Source organism: Dorea sp. MB18-49, assembly GCF_023669465.1.
GTDB classification, from domain to species: domain Bacteria; phylum Bacillota; class Clostridia; order Lachnospirales; family Lachnospiraceae; genus Dorea_A; species Dorea_A longicatena.
The window spans coordinates 1-15635 of record NZ_JAMOYX010000043.1 but is presented as its reverse complement, the minus strand read 5'-3'; the positions used below and the strand labels follow the sequence as shown (position 1 = coordinate 15635).

Here is a 15635-nt window from a genome sequence, read left to right as displayed (position 1 = left end):
GGGAATATTTTATTCCCCTTAAGTAATAGAGAGGAGAAAACGGATATGATTTCTGTATATTATAATCAAAAATATGGTTTCTTAATTGTGCCTAATGCCATTGAAAGGTTTATGGGATGTTATATTTCTATCGAACCTACAATTGAAATTATGGCTGAAGAAACAATAGATAAGATAGGCTGTGCAATTAGAAAAGGAATAAAAATTGCAGAAAGTTCCCCAAAAGTAGACGAATCTCAATTAAACAATTTTTGGAAACAAACAAAATATAAAAGTTTTCCAACATTTTCCAAGAATTATCAAAGAATTGATTTGAAACAAAATGGAGATGAATTAGAAATTAGAAGATGGGAACGGAATAATAGAGGGGGATATTCGCGAAAAACGGAAGAAAAAGATTATATTAATTTTATAGAAATGTCGGATTATGAATTGGGCTTGTTTATAAAAAAAATGTTTGAACCATGTGAAATTAGAATTGATGAAACAGAAAGATTTGAAACATTAGAGGGGAAAATAATTAGTTATTCGATTCCAAATGAGCATTATAAAAATATTGGTGATGGTCATACAGATTCTTATATGACATATAGAAATGAAGATTATGATAAGTTGTATATTTCTTTTTTGATAGGTGATGGAACTGATTGTACAGATGAAGTAAGCATAAAAAATCATTACAAAAAAATATACAAGCAAATGTCGAATATTAAATTTGAAAGTAAATGTAATAAAAAATATGTACATTTTTTAACAGAAAATGGAGAAGTATTGCTGAGTTTTATTGATAATGGTTATGTGGAGTTTTTTATGTGCATTCCATATAATATTGAAAGAAAAGTTCAAAAGGAGTCAATAGAACAGTATTTAAAAATGTTATTTTCGATAAAAATTGAAGATAAATAAAGCGTGAAGGAGAGAATATGCAAAAGAAGAATTGTGTTTTGTGCATAAGTATAGGAATTATAGTATGTATATTGTTATCAGCTTGCTCCAGACAACCAGACTTTGATGCCAAATCCTACGTCCAAAGTTCTCTTGATGCACACTATCATGGAGAATATAAGGACTATGCGAATCTGTTAGAAATCTCGGAAAAAGATGCCAAGAAAGAAATCGAAGAGGATTTTAATGAGAGTATCCAACAGCAATTTGATGATTCCGATAACATTACGGATAAAGGAATTGCTGATTATGCGGAAAAACTGACAGAAGTAAAGAAACTGGCAAAATACAAAGTACAAGATGTGAAAGAAGAGGATGGAGTCTATACAGTAAGTGTACAAGTTGAACCATCCAATGTATTTCAGACATTGCAACAAAGCTCTACAGAGGTAAGCAATGAAAAAATAAAGCAGGGATTGGATGGAAATGATCCGGAAGTCTTTGCAGCTGTATTAACAGAAAGTGTCCAGAAGAGTCTTGAAAAGAACAGATATGGAAAAGCTGTTACTGTAAACGTATCCGTGGAAAAAGATAACTCAGGAAAATATGGTCTTTTGGATACAGAGATGAATAAGTTGGAAGCAGCGATGTTCCCAACAGAATAAGAATGAATGGAAAGCTATCAGAGGAAAAAAACTGGTAGCTTTCTTTTAAACTCCAAGACAAGAAAACTTGTTAAAAAAGCTATTGTAATAGTAGAAAAATTATAATAAATAATGGATGACAAGAGTCTTTTATTCATTATGAGAAAAAGAAGGAATCTCCTATGAACCAACAAGAAATATTCACGTAAGATGGAAAAAAGTGCTGTAATCGAAGAGGTTGCAGCATTTTTTTCTTCGACATTTTTCGAACATTATAACGTACCTATCCGGTCACCGCCATGCTCCGATTTGATTTCTATATCAAAAATCAGATCGGAGGAAAGATAAATGGCTTATAACAAGACAAGTGAAGAACGAAAGTGGAATTATTGGAAAGAACAGGAAGAAAAGAAATTGCGTGAACTGGGAATGGAAGAAGAGAAGATCCAAAAGCTGCGCCAGATGGACAGGGAAGACTTTCTGGAAGAGCGCAGATACCGGGAACATCTGGATGAAACGATGCAGGATATGGATTCCATAAAAGAAAAGGACAGCGAGCTGTTTGCAAGGGATGTAAAGGAGCTTCTGGATCACATAGGTGATAAGCGAATCTATGAACTATTGAAAGAAACGGAGCATCAGACACTGGAAATCCTCTTACTCAGTACATGGGGATATTCTGGAAGAGAAGTTGCTAAGATTATGGGAATGGCAGAACAGACGATTTATACCAAAAGAAACCGTTTGAGAAAAAAATTAAAAAATTTATCAAAAATTGAATAATTATGGCGTTTTTCGTCGGCTATTTAATAGGCAGGTAAATTTTGCCAGTGTACTTTGACAACCTCATACCAGCATTACAGGTACGTTCCCGTAAGTAGAAGCGTGGCAGGAAGACGCGAGGACAGATGAAAAGGGCATGGAAGAAATTAGACCAGAAAGTGAGAGGCAGAGTTCTTTTGTGGCGTTTTCGTTTCGAGCGAATCATCTTTAACTGAAACAGGACCGTGGCGGTCTTTTGCGAGGATCACTTACGAGGGGATAATGATACATAGGAACTGCCAGTGAGCAGAGGATGGACTTTGGGTTGTAATCAGCAAGACTTTTAGAAAATCCGTGAGCGGTGCAATGCCAAGCATCCGCCTGTAATGTTCCCGTAAGGCAATGGGGGAGTCGAGGACAAATACAACGCCAAAAATCAAAAGTATAAGAAATCAAGGAAGAATGTGTCGTTGATATCAGATACATACGGCTGTAGGGAGAAATCCTTTACAGCCGTATTGATGTGATATCAGCACGCATATCAGGTAACAAATTATGTATTACACAAGAGAATATCTCAATAGAGCGCATCGAGAAATTGATACTATTTTCCGAGTGCTGTTCCCGGAACATGGAATGGCAGTAAGGGAAGAACAGATTATGTTATGCCACAAAATGCTGGATAACCTGCTGGGAAGAAACATAGCACTGTGTGACGCGGGTGTCGGTATCGGCAAGACGTATGCCTATCTGGTGGCCTGTGTTCTGATGAGAAAATATTCCCTCCTTGCAGAAGGATGTTCCCCTTATGAGCAGCGTCCGGTCGTGATATCCACTTCCAGCATTGCACTCCAGAAAGCAATTCTTACAGAATATATCCCTTTTCTCTCCCGGATTCTTCAGGAGAACGGGACGATTCAGGCCCCTATTAAAGCTGTGATACGAAAAGGGAAAGAGCATTTTGTCTGCGATGAGAGGTTGGAGCACCGAATCGTTGCAATCGAAGAAAAAAACAAAAATGCGTTGCAGAAAGAAGCTCTGCTGTCGTTGAAAGAACATTATGATATGGACGAAGTGTCCAACTTAAGTGGGTTTGACAGAAGGATGGTGAGTGTACCGAAGTTCTGTTCGGGAGACTGCCCGAAAAGAGGCTCATGCAGGTATCAGCAGTATCTGGAGCGTTCCAGAGATCATGAAATGTTCATTCAGATCTGTAATCACAATTATCTGCTGGCTGATGGTTATCACAGGCTGCAGGATTACCGCCCGTTATTAAAAGACTACCGAGCATTGATTGTCGATGAAGCACATAAGCTGCCGGATGCGGCAAAGCAGATGTTTGGGAAGAGCCTCTGTTATGACGATATCCGAGAAATCTGCTTTTATCTTGGGAATGAGTACCAAGGCCCGGAGATAAGAAAACTGTCCGGGACGATCCGGATGGTGCTGGACATCATAGGAGAAAACCACAGAACCAGATATGGGATAAAAGAAGAATTCCACATGACAGAAGAGTGTGCAATGTATTTATATGAGGGGATACAGACCATGAATAAGATCATAGAAAAATTAGAAAAGAAGATTCCAAAGTGGATCAGAAACAAGCTGGAAGAAACCAAAAGTGTGCTGGAATGCTTTTTCCATCAGGATAAGAAGTATGTGCTGCATCTGAAGCAGGACCATGACCACCGGATTATATTGTGTGCATCCAGCAGACGGATTCCACAGTATCTGGACCAGATGTTATGGAGCAGAGGAATGGGAGCGATTCTGACAAGCGGAACTTTAAAAACCGGACAGGGATTTTCCCACATTCGGAAAATGACAGGATTACAGAGAGTGCGGAGAGTCCGGGAATATGTGGCAGACTCCCCGTTTGAATATCAGAAGAACTGTCTGTTATATCTGCCAAAGAATTTGAAGACATGCAGAAGAGAAAGTCAGGAAGAGGCAGAGATGATAGCAGGCCATATCCATTCACTGATCTGTTCGACTTACGGGCATACGCTAGTGCTGTTTACATCTTATCATTTGATGGGAAACGTTTACCAGATGTTAAGGGATGAAATTCCGTTCCCGATGATAGAGGTGTGGAGACATTCACCGGAAGAGATCACAAGATTTAAACAGATGGACAATGCTGTCCTTTTTGCAGCCGGCTCCTGTTGGGAAGGAGTAGACTTCCCTGGAGATATGGTATCTTCGCTGATTATAGTAAAACTGCCCTTTGCTGTTCCTGATCCCATCAGTGAAGCACAGAAGAAGGAATATGCCAGCCTGAAAGATTATATTCAGGCAGTGATTGTTCCAGACATGCAGAAAAAACTAAGACAGGGATTCGGACGTGCTCTCCGCACCGAGACAGATACTTGTGTCGTGTCCATTTTAGACGAGCGTGCAGGAGAAGGTGGCAGGTATCATGAGGAAGTAATGTGTGCGCTTCCGAGCTGCAAGATGGCAAAAGATATCAAGGATGTCCAGCACTTTATTCGAAACCGGAAAGGCGTGGAATACTACCTGTAACCGTTCGTGGTTCTGCTACAGAAAAAGCAGATTTTGCACGAAAAGTTTGGTGGTATTTCAAGGGCGTTTTCGGTGGGATTGTTGGTATTGATGAATAGCTATTTCGGCATGAAGTGGGTATACTGTGTATAGCGTTAGAGGAAAGGAGGCAGCTTATGATATACAAGGTGGAAACGATAAAAGATGGAACAGAAAAATATTTTTTCATCAGAAATCTGGAAACAATGAGTATTGAAGAACTGCCAAGTAAATATCTAATGCATAAGATTAAATGTAAACGTTCACCAAATACAGTGAAACGCACAGCATTTTCAATCTGCTATTATATGAAATATATGGCAGAGAAAGAAATGGAACTCACAGAAGTCTATCAGTTAGATTATGAAAAACAGACAGAACACTTTGTGGAATTTTTATACTGGCTTAAAGCCGGAAACCATACAGAGCAAACGGCTGGAGAAAAGAAGTGTCCGAATGAAGGAACCTGCAACGCATACTTAAAAGATGTGTTCAGGTTCTATTTATTTATAGAGGCAGAATATGAACAGTACGGAAGTCTCAAAACCTTATCGTATAACCAGATTATAGCGGTTAATCAGGTGGGAGTAAAAAAGGTACTGCGGAATCATTCTTTTAAAGCCTATCTGAAGGAAGAGGAACATCGTGGGAGAACAGCAAAAGAAAATCAGATTATTACAATTTTACAGGCCTGTACGAACCGAAGAGATCAGCTTCTGTTACTTATGTTAGCAGAAACCGGATACAGAATTGGGGAACTACTGGGAGTAAAATATGTCAAAGATATTGATTATAGGAATCACATGATAAGGGTATGCTTCCGGGAAGATAATGAAAATGAAGCGAGAGCCAAAAATGCGGAATACAGAAGTGCCAAGATAAGTAATGATACGTTTGAATTTCTCATGGATTATCTGGCAAAATATCGGAAAATCCTGCAACATCAGGATTACCTGTTTGTGAATATCATGGGTGAGAACATTGGAAAGCCATTAAGAGTGGACAGTGTATATGATATGTTGGACCGAATGGAAAAGAAAACCGGAGTTAAAATCACACCCCACATGTTACGTCACTATTTTGCAAATATGCGAAAGCAGGCAGGATGGGAACTGGAAATGATCAGTCAGGCATTGGGGCATAAACATTTGGATACGACTATAAAGTATCTGGACTGGCTGGATGATGAACTGATAGAAGCAAGTAATGAGTTTTATGCACAACACACTGCTATTTATGGGGCGGAACGTCTGCTGGAGTAGGGAGGTGTGAGAAATACCTATATATTTATTGCAACAGGCAGAACACATAACAGAATCTGAAGTAGATATTGAGAAGAAAAAGCAGGAACTATATTCAGAAATTGATGCACTTGGAATAAAAAGCGATTCAAGAATTAACAAATTGAAAAAGTTCTTGGCAGATAGAAAAATCTGGCATCTGGAAGAAATGGATTATCCTTTGCGAAATTCGTATGAACAATATTTAAGAGGACAGATACGATCACAAATTGTATCTTTCTATTTGAAAATATATGATACGGTAAAACAACAACATATCTATCAACAAATGCAGACGCTAAATGGAAAGCGGATATATGAATGGAAATATCAAAATAAAATTTATTTTCTGAAGTATTATCCGGAAAAGGAAATAGCTGAGACCTTTGAAACTTCTTATAAAACAAACCTATTGGTGTGGGATTTTACACAAAATTGTTCAGAAGTTTTAAAGAAACAAATTTTTTATACGTTGAGTCGTATCATTGCCAATACTTCAATGTCTAAGGCTTATAGAAATGTCAGGTTAAAATCCTTAAAACTTCTTTATGATTCTTGTGTTCAGTTAAATATTACGGATATTGGATTGCTGGAAATGGAACAAGTGGAAACTATTTTAAAGAATTTTCCCGAAACGAGTCAACGAAGTATTTTAGGTGAATGCAGAAGAGATGCGTTTATGCAGCAGGAACAGATCCAATGGGAAGCAAATGTATGGTATCTGGAACGATTACATCTTGGAAAACATCGGATAGACGAAAGTAAATCCTTAATTAGCATTTCTTTTATGGAAGTCAAGGAAATACAGAATCGAGAAATTTTACAGGCATACATGAAATATGAACTGGGAATTACTGGACAGGCAGTCAGCACGATTGTACGAAGATTTGTATGTATTAGAAATTTTATTGAACTGCTGGAACAAGAAAAGATACTGGCGATTCATGCAACTGTCGCAGAAGTAAAAAAGTATGCAGACGGCTTGCGAGAACGGGGAATACAGGCAAAGGGATTTAATGAAAGAATTTTCGGTATCGGTCATTTTTATAAATTCATGGAAGTTAAACAGTATATTACAAGAATGCCATTCCGAATTGAATATTTCCAACAAAAAGAAGTAATAGTACATCATGATCGTAGCGTTGAGGAAACAGTATATATGGAAATTTTGAAAAAATTATATCTTTTTCCAGAGCGATTACGATGTATGTTCCTACATCTGTGGTGTCTAGGATTACGGGCGAGTGAAGTGTGTACATTGAAAGGAAATGCTTATTATCAGCAGGGCGAGGATTATTGGATTCAGGTGTATCAGGTCAAAATGAAGAATTATAAAAGGATTCCAATCCCACAGGCACTTTATCAGATTATGAAAGTATACTTGAAAAAACATGAAATTCAGCCTGAAGAATTCATTTTTAAAAACAGCAGAGGTGGTGCTTGTCTATATGGTACATTCCGAACTCAGATGATAGAAGCGTGCCGGGAAAATAAGATTGCAAATGGAGAATATTTATTTCAATCACACGATTATCGACATACAGTAGCAACTATGTTTTATGACAGTCATGTATCACTGCAAAGTATCAGGGATTATCTTGGACATACTTATGAAGAGATGACAAGACAGTATATTGATTATATGCCGCAAAGGATTGCAAAAGCAAATGATGAGTTCTTTGAAATGCAAGGAAGTAGTTTAGCATCATGGCTAAAGAAAGAGGAAAAAGATGGAAAATGATATTATATACTTCAGCGATTTCCCCAATTTACAAGAAACAGGGACACGTAAGGATAATGGAAAATTTGATTTAACGTTGCTTCCAACGCAAGAATTAAAGGAAGAATTTCGAGGCTATATTATGTATCGCTGTAAAAATGGAACGCTTAGAGCATTGATTCAGGATCGAACAGCTTATAATCATATTGCAAAGTTTTTGAACAGCAGAATAAATCGGAGAATCAAAAGCCTTGGAGATAGAAATCCAGAAAAATGGATATCACTTTTAAAAGGCTGGATGTTAGAACAGGGAATAACTATTGTAAAAGAAAAGAAGAGTGTGTATGGTACAGTAAGCTATGGCGAAGCAGTGACGATATTATATTTCAGAAACGTACTGAAATTTTTAGGGCCAGAAGATTTACGGGATGAGATAGAAAAAGATGTTTGGGAACTAAAAAATCTGGATATTAAAATCAGATCCAATCCAATTTATAATGTAAAAACACTGGATTTCAGAAAAATATATCAGCCAGATATCAGGGAAGAATGTAAGAAAGCTGTTTATATGAATCTGCAGTATGAAGCAATAGGAACTGTACAGGGAGAATTGACAATAATGAGGATATTCTCAGAATATCTCCAAAAAGAGTATTCCAAAATAAAAAGCTGCAGTGAAATAGACAGAGAAGTGTTGGAAGAATTTTTGATACATCTGTCAACAAAAGATACTTCCCATAGTGCGAATAGTTCTTATGTAATTTCATTAAGACGACAGTTAGAGACAATCGGAAAAATTTACAGCTATGAAAGATTGGAGCATTTATTTATTAATACGGATATTCCACCGGAAGTAAATGCAGAATTTAGAGTGTATTCTGATGATGAAATGAAACGACTGAATGCGGAAATTACACAGATGGATGTACAGATTGCAAGATGTCTTCTGATACATCAGATGCTTGGAACTAGGATATCAGATACCCTTACACTGAGACCAGATTGTCTGACGAGAGAAAATGGCCAAGATATGATTGAAATATATCAAGTTAAAACTAAAAGATATAAAAAACCGATCAGTAAAGAACTTGCAAAACTGTTACAGAGTTCTATTGAATATACACAGGAAAAGTTCGGTGATACAGAATACATATTTGTTAATGAAAAAGAACCTGACCGCCCGATGCAGTATATGGCTATAAAAACAAAAGTCATGTCCATGATACAGGAAAAGCAGTTGAAAGATGATCATGGCGAATTATTCGGGTTTGGAACGCACATGTTCCGGCACTACTATGGCGTCAAACTTACAGAAATGCATCTGGATGACTGGACGATAGCGAGACTATTGGGGCATAAAAGACTGAATAATGTACAGCATTACCGGAAAATGAGCAATCAAAGAATGGCAGACGAAACCAGAGAAGTAAGACAGAGGATGAGTGACATCATATATATGAGTCTGGCAAGATGGGGTGAAGAATATGAGCAAATACGACAAGATGATTGAGGAAAATCAGAGAAAAAGTAAAGAGAAAATTGAACTGGCATTGCAAGCAATACAAGATATGCTGGCAAATAAAGAACGTATCAGCGTTCCAAAGCTGATGAAGAAAACTGGATTGTCGAGAGGATTCTTTTATAAAAATCCAACCGTCCGGGATACATTGAACCAAGCAGTAGAGCAACAGGCCGGAATGATAGATCCAAGAAGAGAAATTCTGAACATGGCGATGGAAAAACAGATTGAACTGTTGAACCAGAAGGTGGCAGCTCTGAGCAGAGAAAATAAGGAACTGAAGAGAAAGAACGAAAAGTTACAGAAGGCATTACGGAAACAGGATTTGAATTTTATTAAGAACTTATAACATTGAAAATAATAAGATGGAAGAGATGTGTGCAGACACATCTTTTCATCGTTGAGGATAAAATATATAGAATGAGAATGGGATTGTTTTATGGTATACTAAAAGTGAAATGCTAACTTTGATATGAGGTATAAAACAATATGACAGAAATACAAATTAAAAATTTAATTAAAGAATATGAAAAAGAATATATTGAGTTTATGGAAATTGAGAAATTACCACAGTATAAGATAGATTTTTTTGAAATTAATGTTGAGGAAAGCGATGCAGCAGGATTCGCTTCAGCCGCCCAAGCTTACTATAATACGAAAACAGATGAACATATATTAAGGATATGCAAAAGTTCGGAAATACCAAGGTATATTGTGTTTCATGAATTTACGCATATTTTAGATACGGAAATGTATGCAAAGCAAGATTCTTGGAAATATATGGCTTTGTCTGGTTATACAGAATATCATGCAGCACAAGTTGAATTGATGATAATGTTAGGAGCAGATAGTATACAAACTCAAGATTTTTCATTTACAGTTGATGTTGAAATAGGTAATAGTACAGTTAGGAATTACCTAAACTCAAGACATCAATTAGTAGTGAATATGATGAATAGAACAGATTTTCCAAGAGATATTGAAGCATTAAAAACAACGGTAGGTGTGCTATATAATTATTTTGGAGTGCGTTCTATATGTAAAATGTATGCGAAAGATTATACTGAAGAAGTGGATAACACAATTATTATTCAGAAACTTTCAAAAGTATTATTTGAAGAGATAAATAGCTTTATGGTTGGATGGTTTAATGAAGCACAAGTAGAGCTGAGCTTTGTGTCATATATGAAAATAATGTGGCCTATGCTTCAAAGCTATTTTGGAAAAGAATGAAAGATAGTAACAGTAAACACAGTTTTGTATACAGTTAAACCCAGTAAAATCAACGCATGAGGGGAACTGGCTACATTTTAATTCCCAATCTGGTGGTATGTGGCTCCGACAATCATCAATACATTTTTAGAAGCTTATGATTTCAGTGGTAAAAAGATTGTGCTTTTTGCAACATCCGGAGGAAGTGGATTTGGGAACACTGTGAGAGAATTGCAGTCATCTGCACCAGACGCAGTTATTACAGAAGGCAGACTGTTAAATTGTGGAACGAAACAGGAAATCAGTGAATGGGTAAACTCTTTATAAATAACAGCGTTATGGAGGTATACAGAATATGGGAAAAATAGTACAGACAGCAGGAAGAAATACACTTGGTGAATTCGCACCGGAATTTGCACATTTTAACGATGATGTACTTTTCGGCGAAAACTGGAATAACCAGGATATCGACGTAAAAACAAGAAGCATTATCACAGTGGTTGCTCTGATGGCTTCCGGAATTACGGATTCTTCTTTAAAATATCATCTTCAAAATGCAAAAAATCATGGTGTGTCACAAAAAGAGATTGCGGCAGTGATCACACATGCCGCATTCTATGCAGGTTGGCCAAAAGCATGGGCTGTTTTCAATCTTGCAAAGGAAGTGTGGAAAACAGGCGAAGGAGATTTGCCATACGAAGAGGAAGGGATGCGTGCGCATGCAAAAGAGATGGTATTTCCAATTGGTGCACCAAATGATGGTTTTGCACAGTATTTTTCCGGTAGAAGTTTTCTTGCACCGATTTCTACTTCTCAGGTTGGAATTTTCAATGTGACATTCGAACCTGGATGCAGAAATAACTGGCATATCCATCATGCAAAAAGTGGAGGTGGACAGATTTTGATATGCGTTGCCGGAAGAGGATATTATCAAGAAGAAGGTAAAGAAGCTGTAGAAATGAAGCCAGGCGACTGCATCAATATTCCGGCAGAAGTGAAACACTGGCATGGCGCAGCACCGGATGAATGGTTTTCACATCTGGCAATAGAAGTTCCGGGCGAAAATAGTTCCAATGAATGGCTTGAACCGGTAAGTGATGAAGAATATAGAAAACTAAAATAGGAAGGTTGAAAAAGGTATATTTATAAGACAATTTGCATATGGAGGTTATATTTATGTTGAAAACAGAAGAATTAAAACTAGTATCTGAATGGGATAAAACTTTTCCAAAAAGTGAAAAAGTAGATCATGAGAAAGTGACATTTGTAAATCGTTATGGAATCACACTTGCTGCAGATTTGTATAAGCCGAAAAATGCATTTGGGAAATATCCAGCGATTGCTGTAAGTGGACCATTTGGTGCAGTCAAAGAACAGTGTTCCGGACTGTATGCGCAGACGATGGCTGAAAAAGGATACCTTACTATTGCATTTGATCCTTCTTTTACGGGAGAAAGTGGAGGCAATCCAAGATACATGGCTTCTCCGGATATTAATACAGAAGATTTCATGGCTGCTGTTGATTTCCTTTCTGTTCGGGAAGAGGTAGATCAAGATAGAATAGGAATCATTGGAATCTGTGGCTGGGGTGGGATGGCTCTTAACGCAGCTGCACTCGATACAAGAATAAAAGCAACGGTTGCATCTACCATGTATGATATGACAAGGGTAAATGCGAATGGGTACTTTGATTCTGAGGACAGTGAAGAAGCACGTTATGCGAAGAAGCAGTCGCTGAATACCCTCAGAACACAAGAATACTGTAAAGGCGAATATTCCAGAGCTGGTGGTTGTGTTTCTCTTCCGGTTCCAGAGGATGCCCCTTTCTTTGTAAAAGATTACAGTGAATATTATAAAGGCAGATGTTATCATAAAAGAAGCCTGAATTCCAATGATGGCTGGAACAGTATTGGATGTATGTCATTTATGAATCAGCCAATATTAAAGTACAGTAATGAAATCAGAAGTGCAGTCCTCATTGTTCACGGAGAAAAAGCACACAGCTATTATTTTGGAAAAGATGCTTATGAAAATATGATTAAGGACAGCAAGTACACATCCAATAAAGAGCTGCTAACAATTCCAGGGGCTGTTCATACAGATCTTTACGATAATCTGGATGTAATCCCATTTGATAAAATCCAGAAATTTTTTGAAGAAAATGGAGTTGGTTAATTATGGTAAAAAAAGTATTGATCATATCGACAAGTCTTCGAGGAGGGAGCAATTCTGATATACTTGCAAATGAGTGTGCAAAGGGAGCAAAAGAAGCGGGGCATGATGTGGAACTTCTTTCTTTGAAAGGAAAAGATATAAAATATTGTATCGGTTGTCTATCCTGCCAGAGGACTGGGATGTGTGTACAGAAGGATGATATTGCAGATATTATGGCAAAGGTAAAGAATGCAGAAGTTATTGTCTATGCAACCCCAATTTATTATTATGAGATGTGCGGTCAGATGAAAACACTTCTTGATAGATTGAATCCTTTATATTCGGCAGATTATTTATTCAGAGATATTTATATGATTGCAACTGCGGCAGAGAATGATGAAAGTGCATTTGAGAAAGCCTATAATGGGCTGCAAGGCTGGGTAGATTGTTTTGAAAAGGCTTCCTTAAAAGGCATGGTCGGTGGCGGTGGAATTGATGCAGCAAATACAGCTGAGGATCATGTGGATATAATGAAGAAGGCATATGAACTTGGAAAAAATTTATAAGTTGATAAAATAATTCTAATTATTAAAACTAATAGTAACTCAATATTATCAATAGCAAAGCTATAAGATTTCAAAAAATGGAGTCTTATAGCTATTTTTTTGCGCAAAAATAAAAAAATTTCTCCAACACCCTGTAAAAACACCGTTCTTCTTTTGCATATGTGAGAGACAAAAACAAAAAATAAAATTTTTTGCATTTGCCCACTGTATTTTTACCCTCTGAGCGTTTCGTTATATGAGGGCGTAAAAAAGAAACTCTGATGCAGTGGTAATAAATTGTTTTTGTGCTCTCAATTGAATCCAGGCCTGATTCATATGGAACAAGTATACATTATCTATTGAGGAAGCGGCGGCATATTTCCGTATTGGAGAAGGAAAGCTTTGTAAATTGGTAAGCGAAAATCCAAATGCAGAATATCTGTTGTGGAACGGAAACCGTGTGCAGATTAAGAGAGAAAGATTTGAACGATTTGTAGATACACTTAGTGCAATATAAAAAACAAAGACTAAAAAATAAAAAAGAAGGAGGTGTTCGAGGTGGAAGCAACGTGATATACTAACAATATCATGTTGCGTCCCCTTGGAGGTAGAATATGATTTCAAAGAGACGTGATGATAAAGGAAGAGTTCTCCAGCAGGGAGAATGGCAGGAACCAAGTGGAAGATATCGTTATAAATATACAGATTCACTTGGAAAGCGAAAAACATTATATAGTTGGAGATTGACAGAATCGGATAAGATGCCGGAAGGCAAAAGAACGGATTCGTCACTGAGAGAGAAAGAACGCAAAGTACAGTCCTTACAGATGCAGGGAATCACCGGAAGTAAGTTGACGGTGCTTGAACTGGTGGAAAGATATCTTTCATTAAAAACAGGAGTGAAGCACAATACATTAGCAAACTATAATTTTGTCGTAAATGTGCTGAAAAAAGAAGAGTTTTCTCATAAGAAGGTGGATGACGTTAAGCTGTCTGATGCGAAGATATTTCTGATTAAGCTTCAGAGAGATGGACGAGGATACAGTTCAATTCATTCGATCAGAGGCGTGTTAAGACCGGCATTTCAGATGGCTGTAGATGATGATCTAATCCTTAAGAATCCATTTGGATTTGAACTTGGTACGATACTGGTCAATGACAGTCAGAAAAGAGAAGCAGTTTCCTTAGAGGACGAGGCAAGATTCCTGGAATTTGTAAAGAATGATCCACACTATAACCGTTACTATGATGCATTTTACATCTTATTTAAAACGGGACTAAGAATTTCAGAGTTTTGTGGGCTTACCGTGCGAGATTTGGATTTCAAGAATGAAGTGATACGAATTGATCATCAATTGCAAAGAACCAGAGATATGAAGTATGAGATTGTTTCCACAAAAACGACAAGTGGAACCAGATTGTTGCCTATGGAAGAAGATGTGAAATATACATTCCTTCGTATTCTGAAGAATCGCAAAAAGACGAAGAAAGAGCCAACAGTGGATGGATATGGGGGATTTTTGTTTCTGGATAAGAATGGGAATCCAATGGTTGCACTTCACTGGGAAAAGTACATGCAGCATGCAAGAGAGAAGTACAACAAAGAACATTTATTACAATTACCCTTGATTACTCCGCATATCTGTAGGCATTTATATTGTACAAACATGGCAAATTCCGGAATGAATCCAAAGACTCTGCAATATCTGATGGGACACTCAGATGTATCTGTGACGCTTAATATTTATACGCATACCGGCTATGACGATGCGAAAAAAGAACTTGCCAGGTTGAAAGAAGCAAAGAAAGAACTGGATAAAAACCGGTTTGTAACCCAAAAACATGCACAAATAACTCATGAAAGCCTTATTTCGTAAGGCTTTCCGGACAAGAAAAATAACCCATTTATAACCAAAATGCCCGAAAAAACATGAGAAAATGCAAGAATTTATGAGAAAAAGAGCCGTTTTAGAAAAATGTGTATAAAGGCTGGAAAGCCAGTATTTACAAAGCTTTGAGAAGATATAAGGAGATAAAATGAGTAAGATAAAAGTATTATTCATTTGCCACGGCAGTGTTTAAGGGACGGAGCAAAAGCCTTGAGTTTATTGGGTTCCTTGGATGGAAATGTAGAATTTACACCTTATTTACACCTTTGGAAGATCGGATTGGAAAAGCTGAAATAATAATATAAATGCGTGGGAGAAATCCTACGCTTTTTACATATAATCGCACAATATGAATGAAAAAGCCTCATGATCATGTGGGAAAATGAAAGTAAAACTTATTAGATGATATAATGTATTAATTTGTAATTTGAAAGAATATTTGAGGTTTATAGGTATTTATCTGACGGTATACACCTACCATATA

General features: G+C 37.1%; 14 protein-coding genes and 1 pseudogene. All 15 read left to right on the top strand.

Annotated features, from left to right (window positions below; genetic code table 11):
- The first annotated feature begins 45 nt into the window (after positions 1 to 45).
- The 15 genes and pseudogenes from NCY30_RS11745 (at position 46) to NCY30_RS11675 (ending at position 15139) form a co-directional block, all read left to right on the top strand.
- Positions 46 to 906 (top strand): contact-dependent growth inhibition system immunity protein, encoded by an 861-nt coding sequence (locus tag NCY30_RS11745; protein WP_007884653.1) that lies wholly within the window; start codon positions 46 to 48, stop codon positions 904 to 906.
- 17 nt (positions 907 to 923) lie between these two features.
- Positions 924 to 1550: a hypothetical protein gene (locus NCY30_RS11740; RefSeq protein WP_007884654.1), complete on the top strand. Its 627-nt coding sequence runs from the start codon at positions 924 to 926 to the stop codon at positions 1548 to 1550.
- A 327-nt stretch (positions 1551 to 1877) separates the two neighbouring features.
- Positions 1878 to 2312: a helix-turn-helix transcriptional regulator gene (locus tag NCY30_RS11735; protein WP_007886453.1), complete on the top strand. Its 435-nt coding sequence runs from the start codon at positions 1878 to 1880 to the stop codon at positions 2310 to 2312.
- Positions 2313 to 2846: 534 nt separating this feature from the next.
- The gene (locus NCY30_RS11730; protein ID WP_007886452.1) at positions 2847 to 4814 is read left to right on the top strand and encodes an ATP-dependent DNA helicase; all 1968 of its coding nucleotides are present in this window, start codon (positions 2847 to 2849) and stop codon (positions 4812 to 4814) included.
- A gap of 155 nt (positions 4815 to 4969) precedes the next feature.
- A complete protein-coding gene (locus tag NCY30_RS11725) occupies positions 4970 to 6094 on the top strand; it encodes a tyrosine-type recombinase/integrase (RefSeq protein ID WP_006426957.1) in 1125 nt (374 codons plus the stop codon).
- Between the two features lie 28 nt (positions 6095 to 6122).
- Complete coding sequence (locus NCY30_RS11720) at positions 6123 to 7853, top strand: tyrosine-type recombinase/integrase (RefSeq protein WP_007886448.1); 1731 nt, start codon at positions 6123 to 6125, stop codon at positions 7851 to 7853.
- A gap of 121 nt (positions 7854 to 7974) precedes the next feature.
- Positions 7975 to 9342 carry a tyrosine-type recombinase/integrase gene (locus tag NCY30_RS11715; RefSeq protein WP_250818765.1) on the top strand — a complete coding sequence of 456 codons (1368 nt, stop codon included), beginning with the start codon at positions 7975 to 7977 and terminating at the stop codon, positions 9340 to 9342.
- Positions 9317 to 9700 (top strand): DUF6262 family protein, encoded by a 384-nt coding sequence (locus tag NCY30_RS11710; protein ID WP_015513361.1) that lies wholly within the window; start codon positions 9317 to 9319, stop codon positions 9698 to 9700. The genes NCY30_RS11715 and NCY30_RS11710 overlap by 26 nt, the downstream gene beginning before the upstream one ends.
- A 140-nt stretch (positions 9701 to 9840) precedes the next feature.
- Positions 9841 to 10584 (top strand): hypothetical protein, encoded by a 744-nt coding sequence (locus tag NCY30_RS11705; protein ID WP_006426953.1) that lies wholly within the window; start codon positions 9841 to 9843, stop codon positions 10582 to 10584.
- Between the two features lie 81 nt (positions 10585 to 10665).
- Positions 10666 to 10890, top strand: a pseudogene (locus NCY30_RS11700) (flavodoxin); the annotation flags it as partial.
- A gap of 28 nt (positions 10891 to 10918) precedes the next feature.
- Positions 10919 to 11686, top strand: coding sequence for a carboxymuconolactone decarboxylase family protein (locus NCY30_RS11695; protein WP_250818764.1), 768 nt, complete (start codon positions 10919 to 10921; stop codon positions 11684 to 11686).
- 53 nt (positions 11687 to 11739) lie between these two features.
- Positions 11740 to 12738, top strand: coding sequence for an alpha/beta hydrolase (locus tag NCY30_RS11690; RefSeq protein WP_055215576.1), 999 nt, complete (start codon positions 11740 to 11742; stop codon positions 12736 to 12738).
- A gap of 2 nt (positions 12739 to 12740) precedes the next feature.
- Positions 12741 to 13283: a flavodoxin family protein gene (locus NCY30_RS11685; RefSeq protein ID WP_072523201.1), complete on the top strand. Its 543-nt coding sequence runs from the start codon at positions 12741 to 12743 to the stop codon at positions 13281 to 13283.
- A gap of 313 nt (positions 13284 to 13596) precedes the next feature.
- The gene (locus NCY30_RS11680; RefSeq protein ID WP_250818766.1) at positions 13597 to 13779 is read left to right on the top strand and encodes an excisionase; all 183 of its coding nucleotides are present in this window, start codon (positions 13597 to 13599) and stop codon (positions 13777 to 13779) included.
- A 97-nt stretch (positions 13780 to 13876) separates the two neighbouring features.
- Positions 13877 to 15139, top strand: coding sequence for a site-specific integrase (locus tag NCY30_RS11675; RefSeq protein ID WP_250818763.1), 1263 nt, complete (start codon positions 13877 to 13879; stop codon positions 15137 to 15139).
- Positions 15140 to 15635 lie beyond the last annotated feature (496 nt).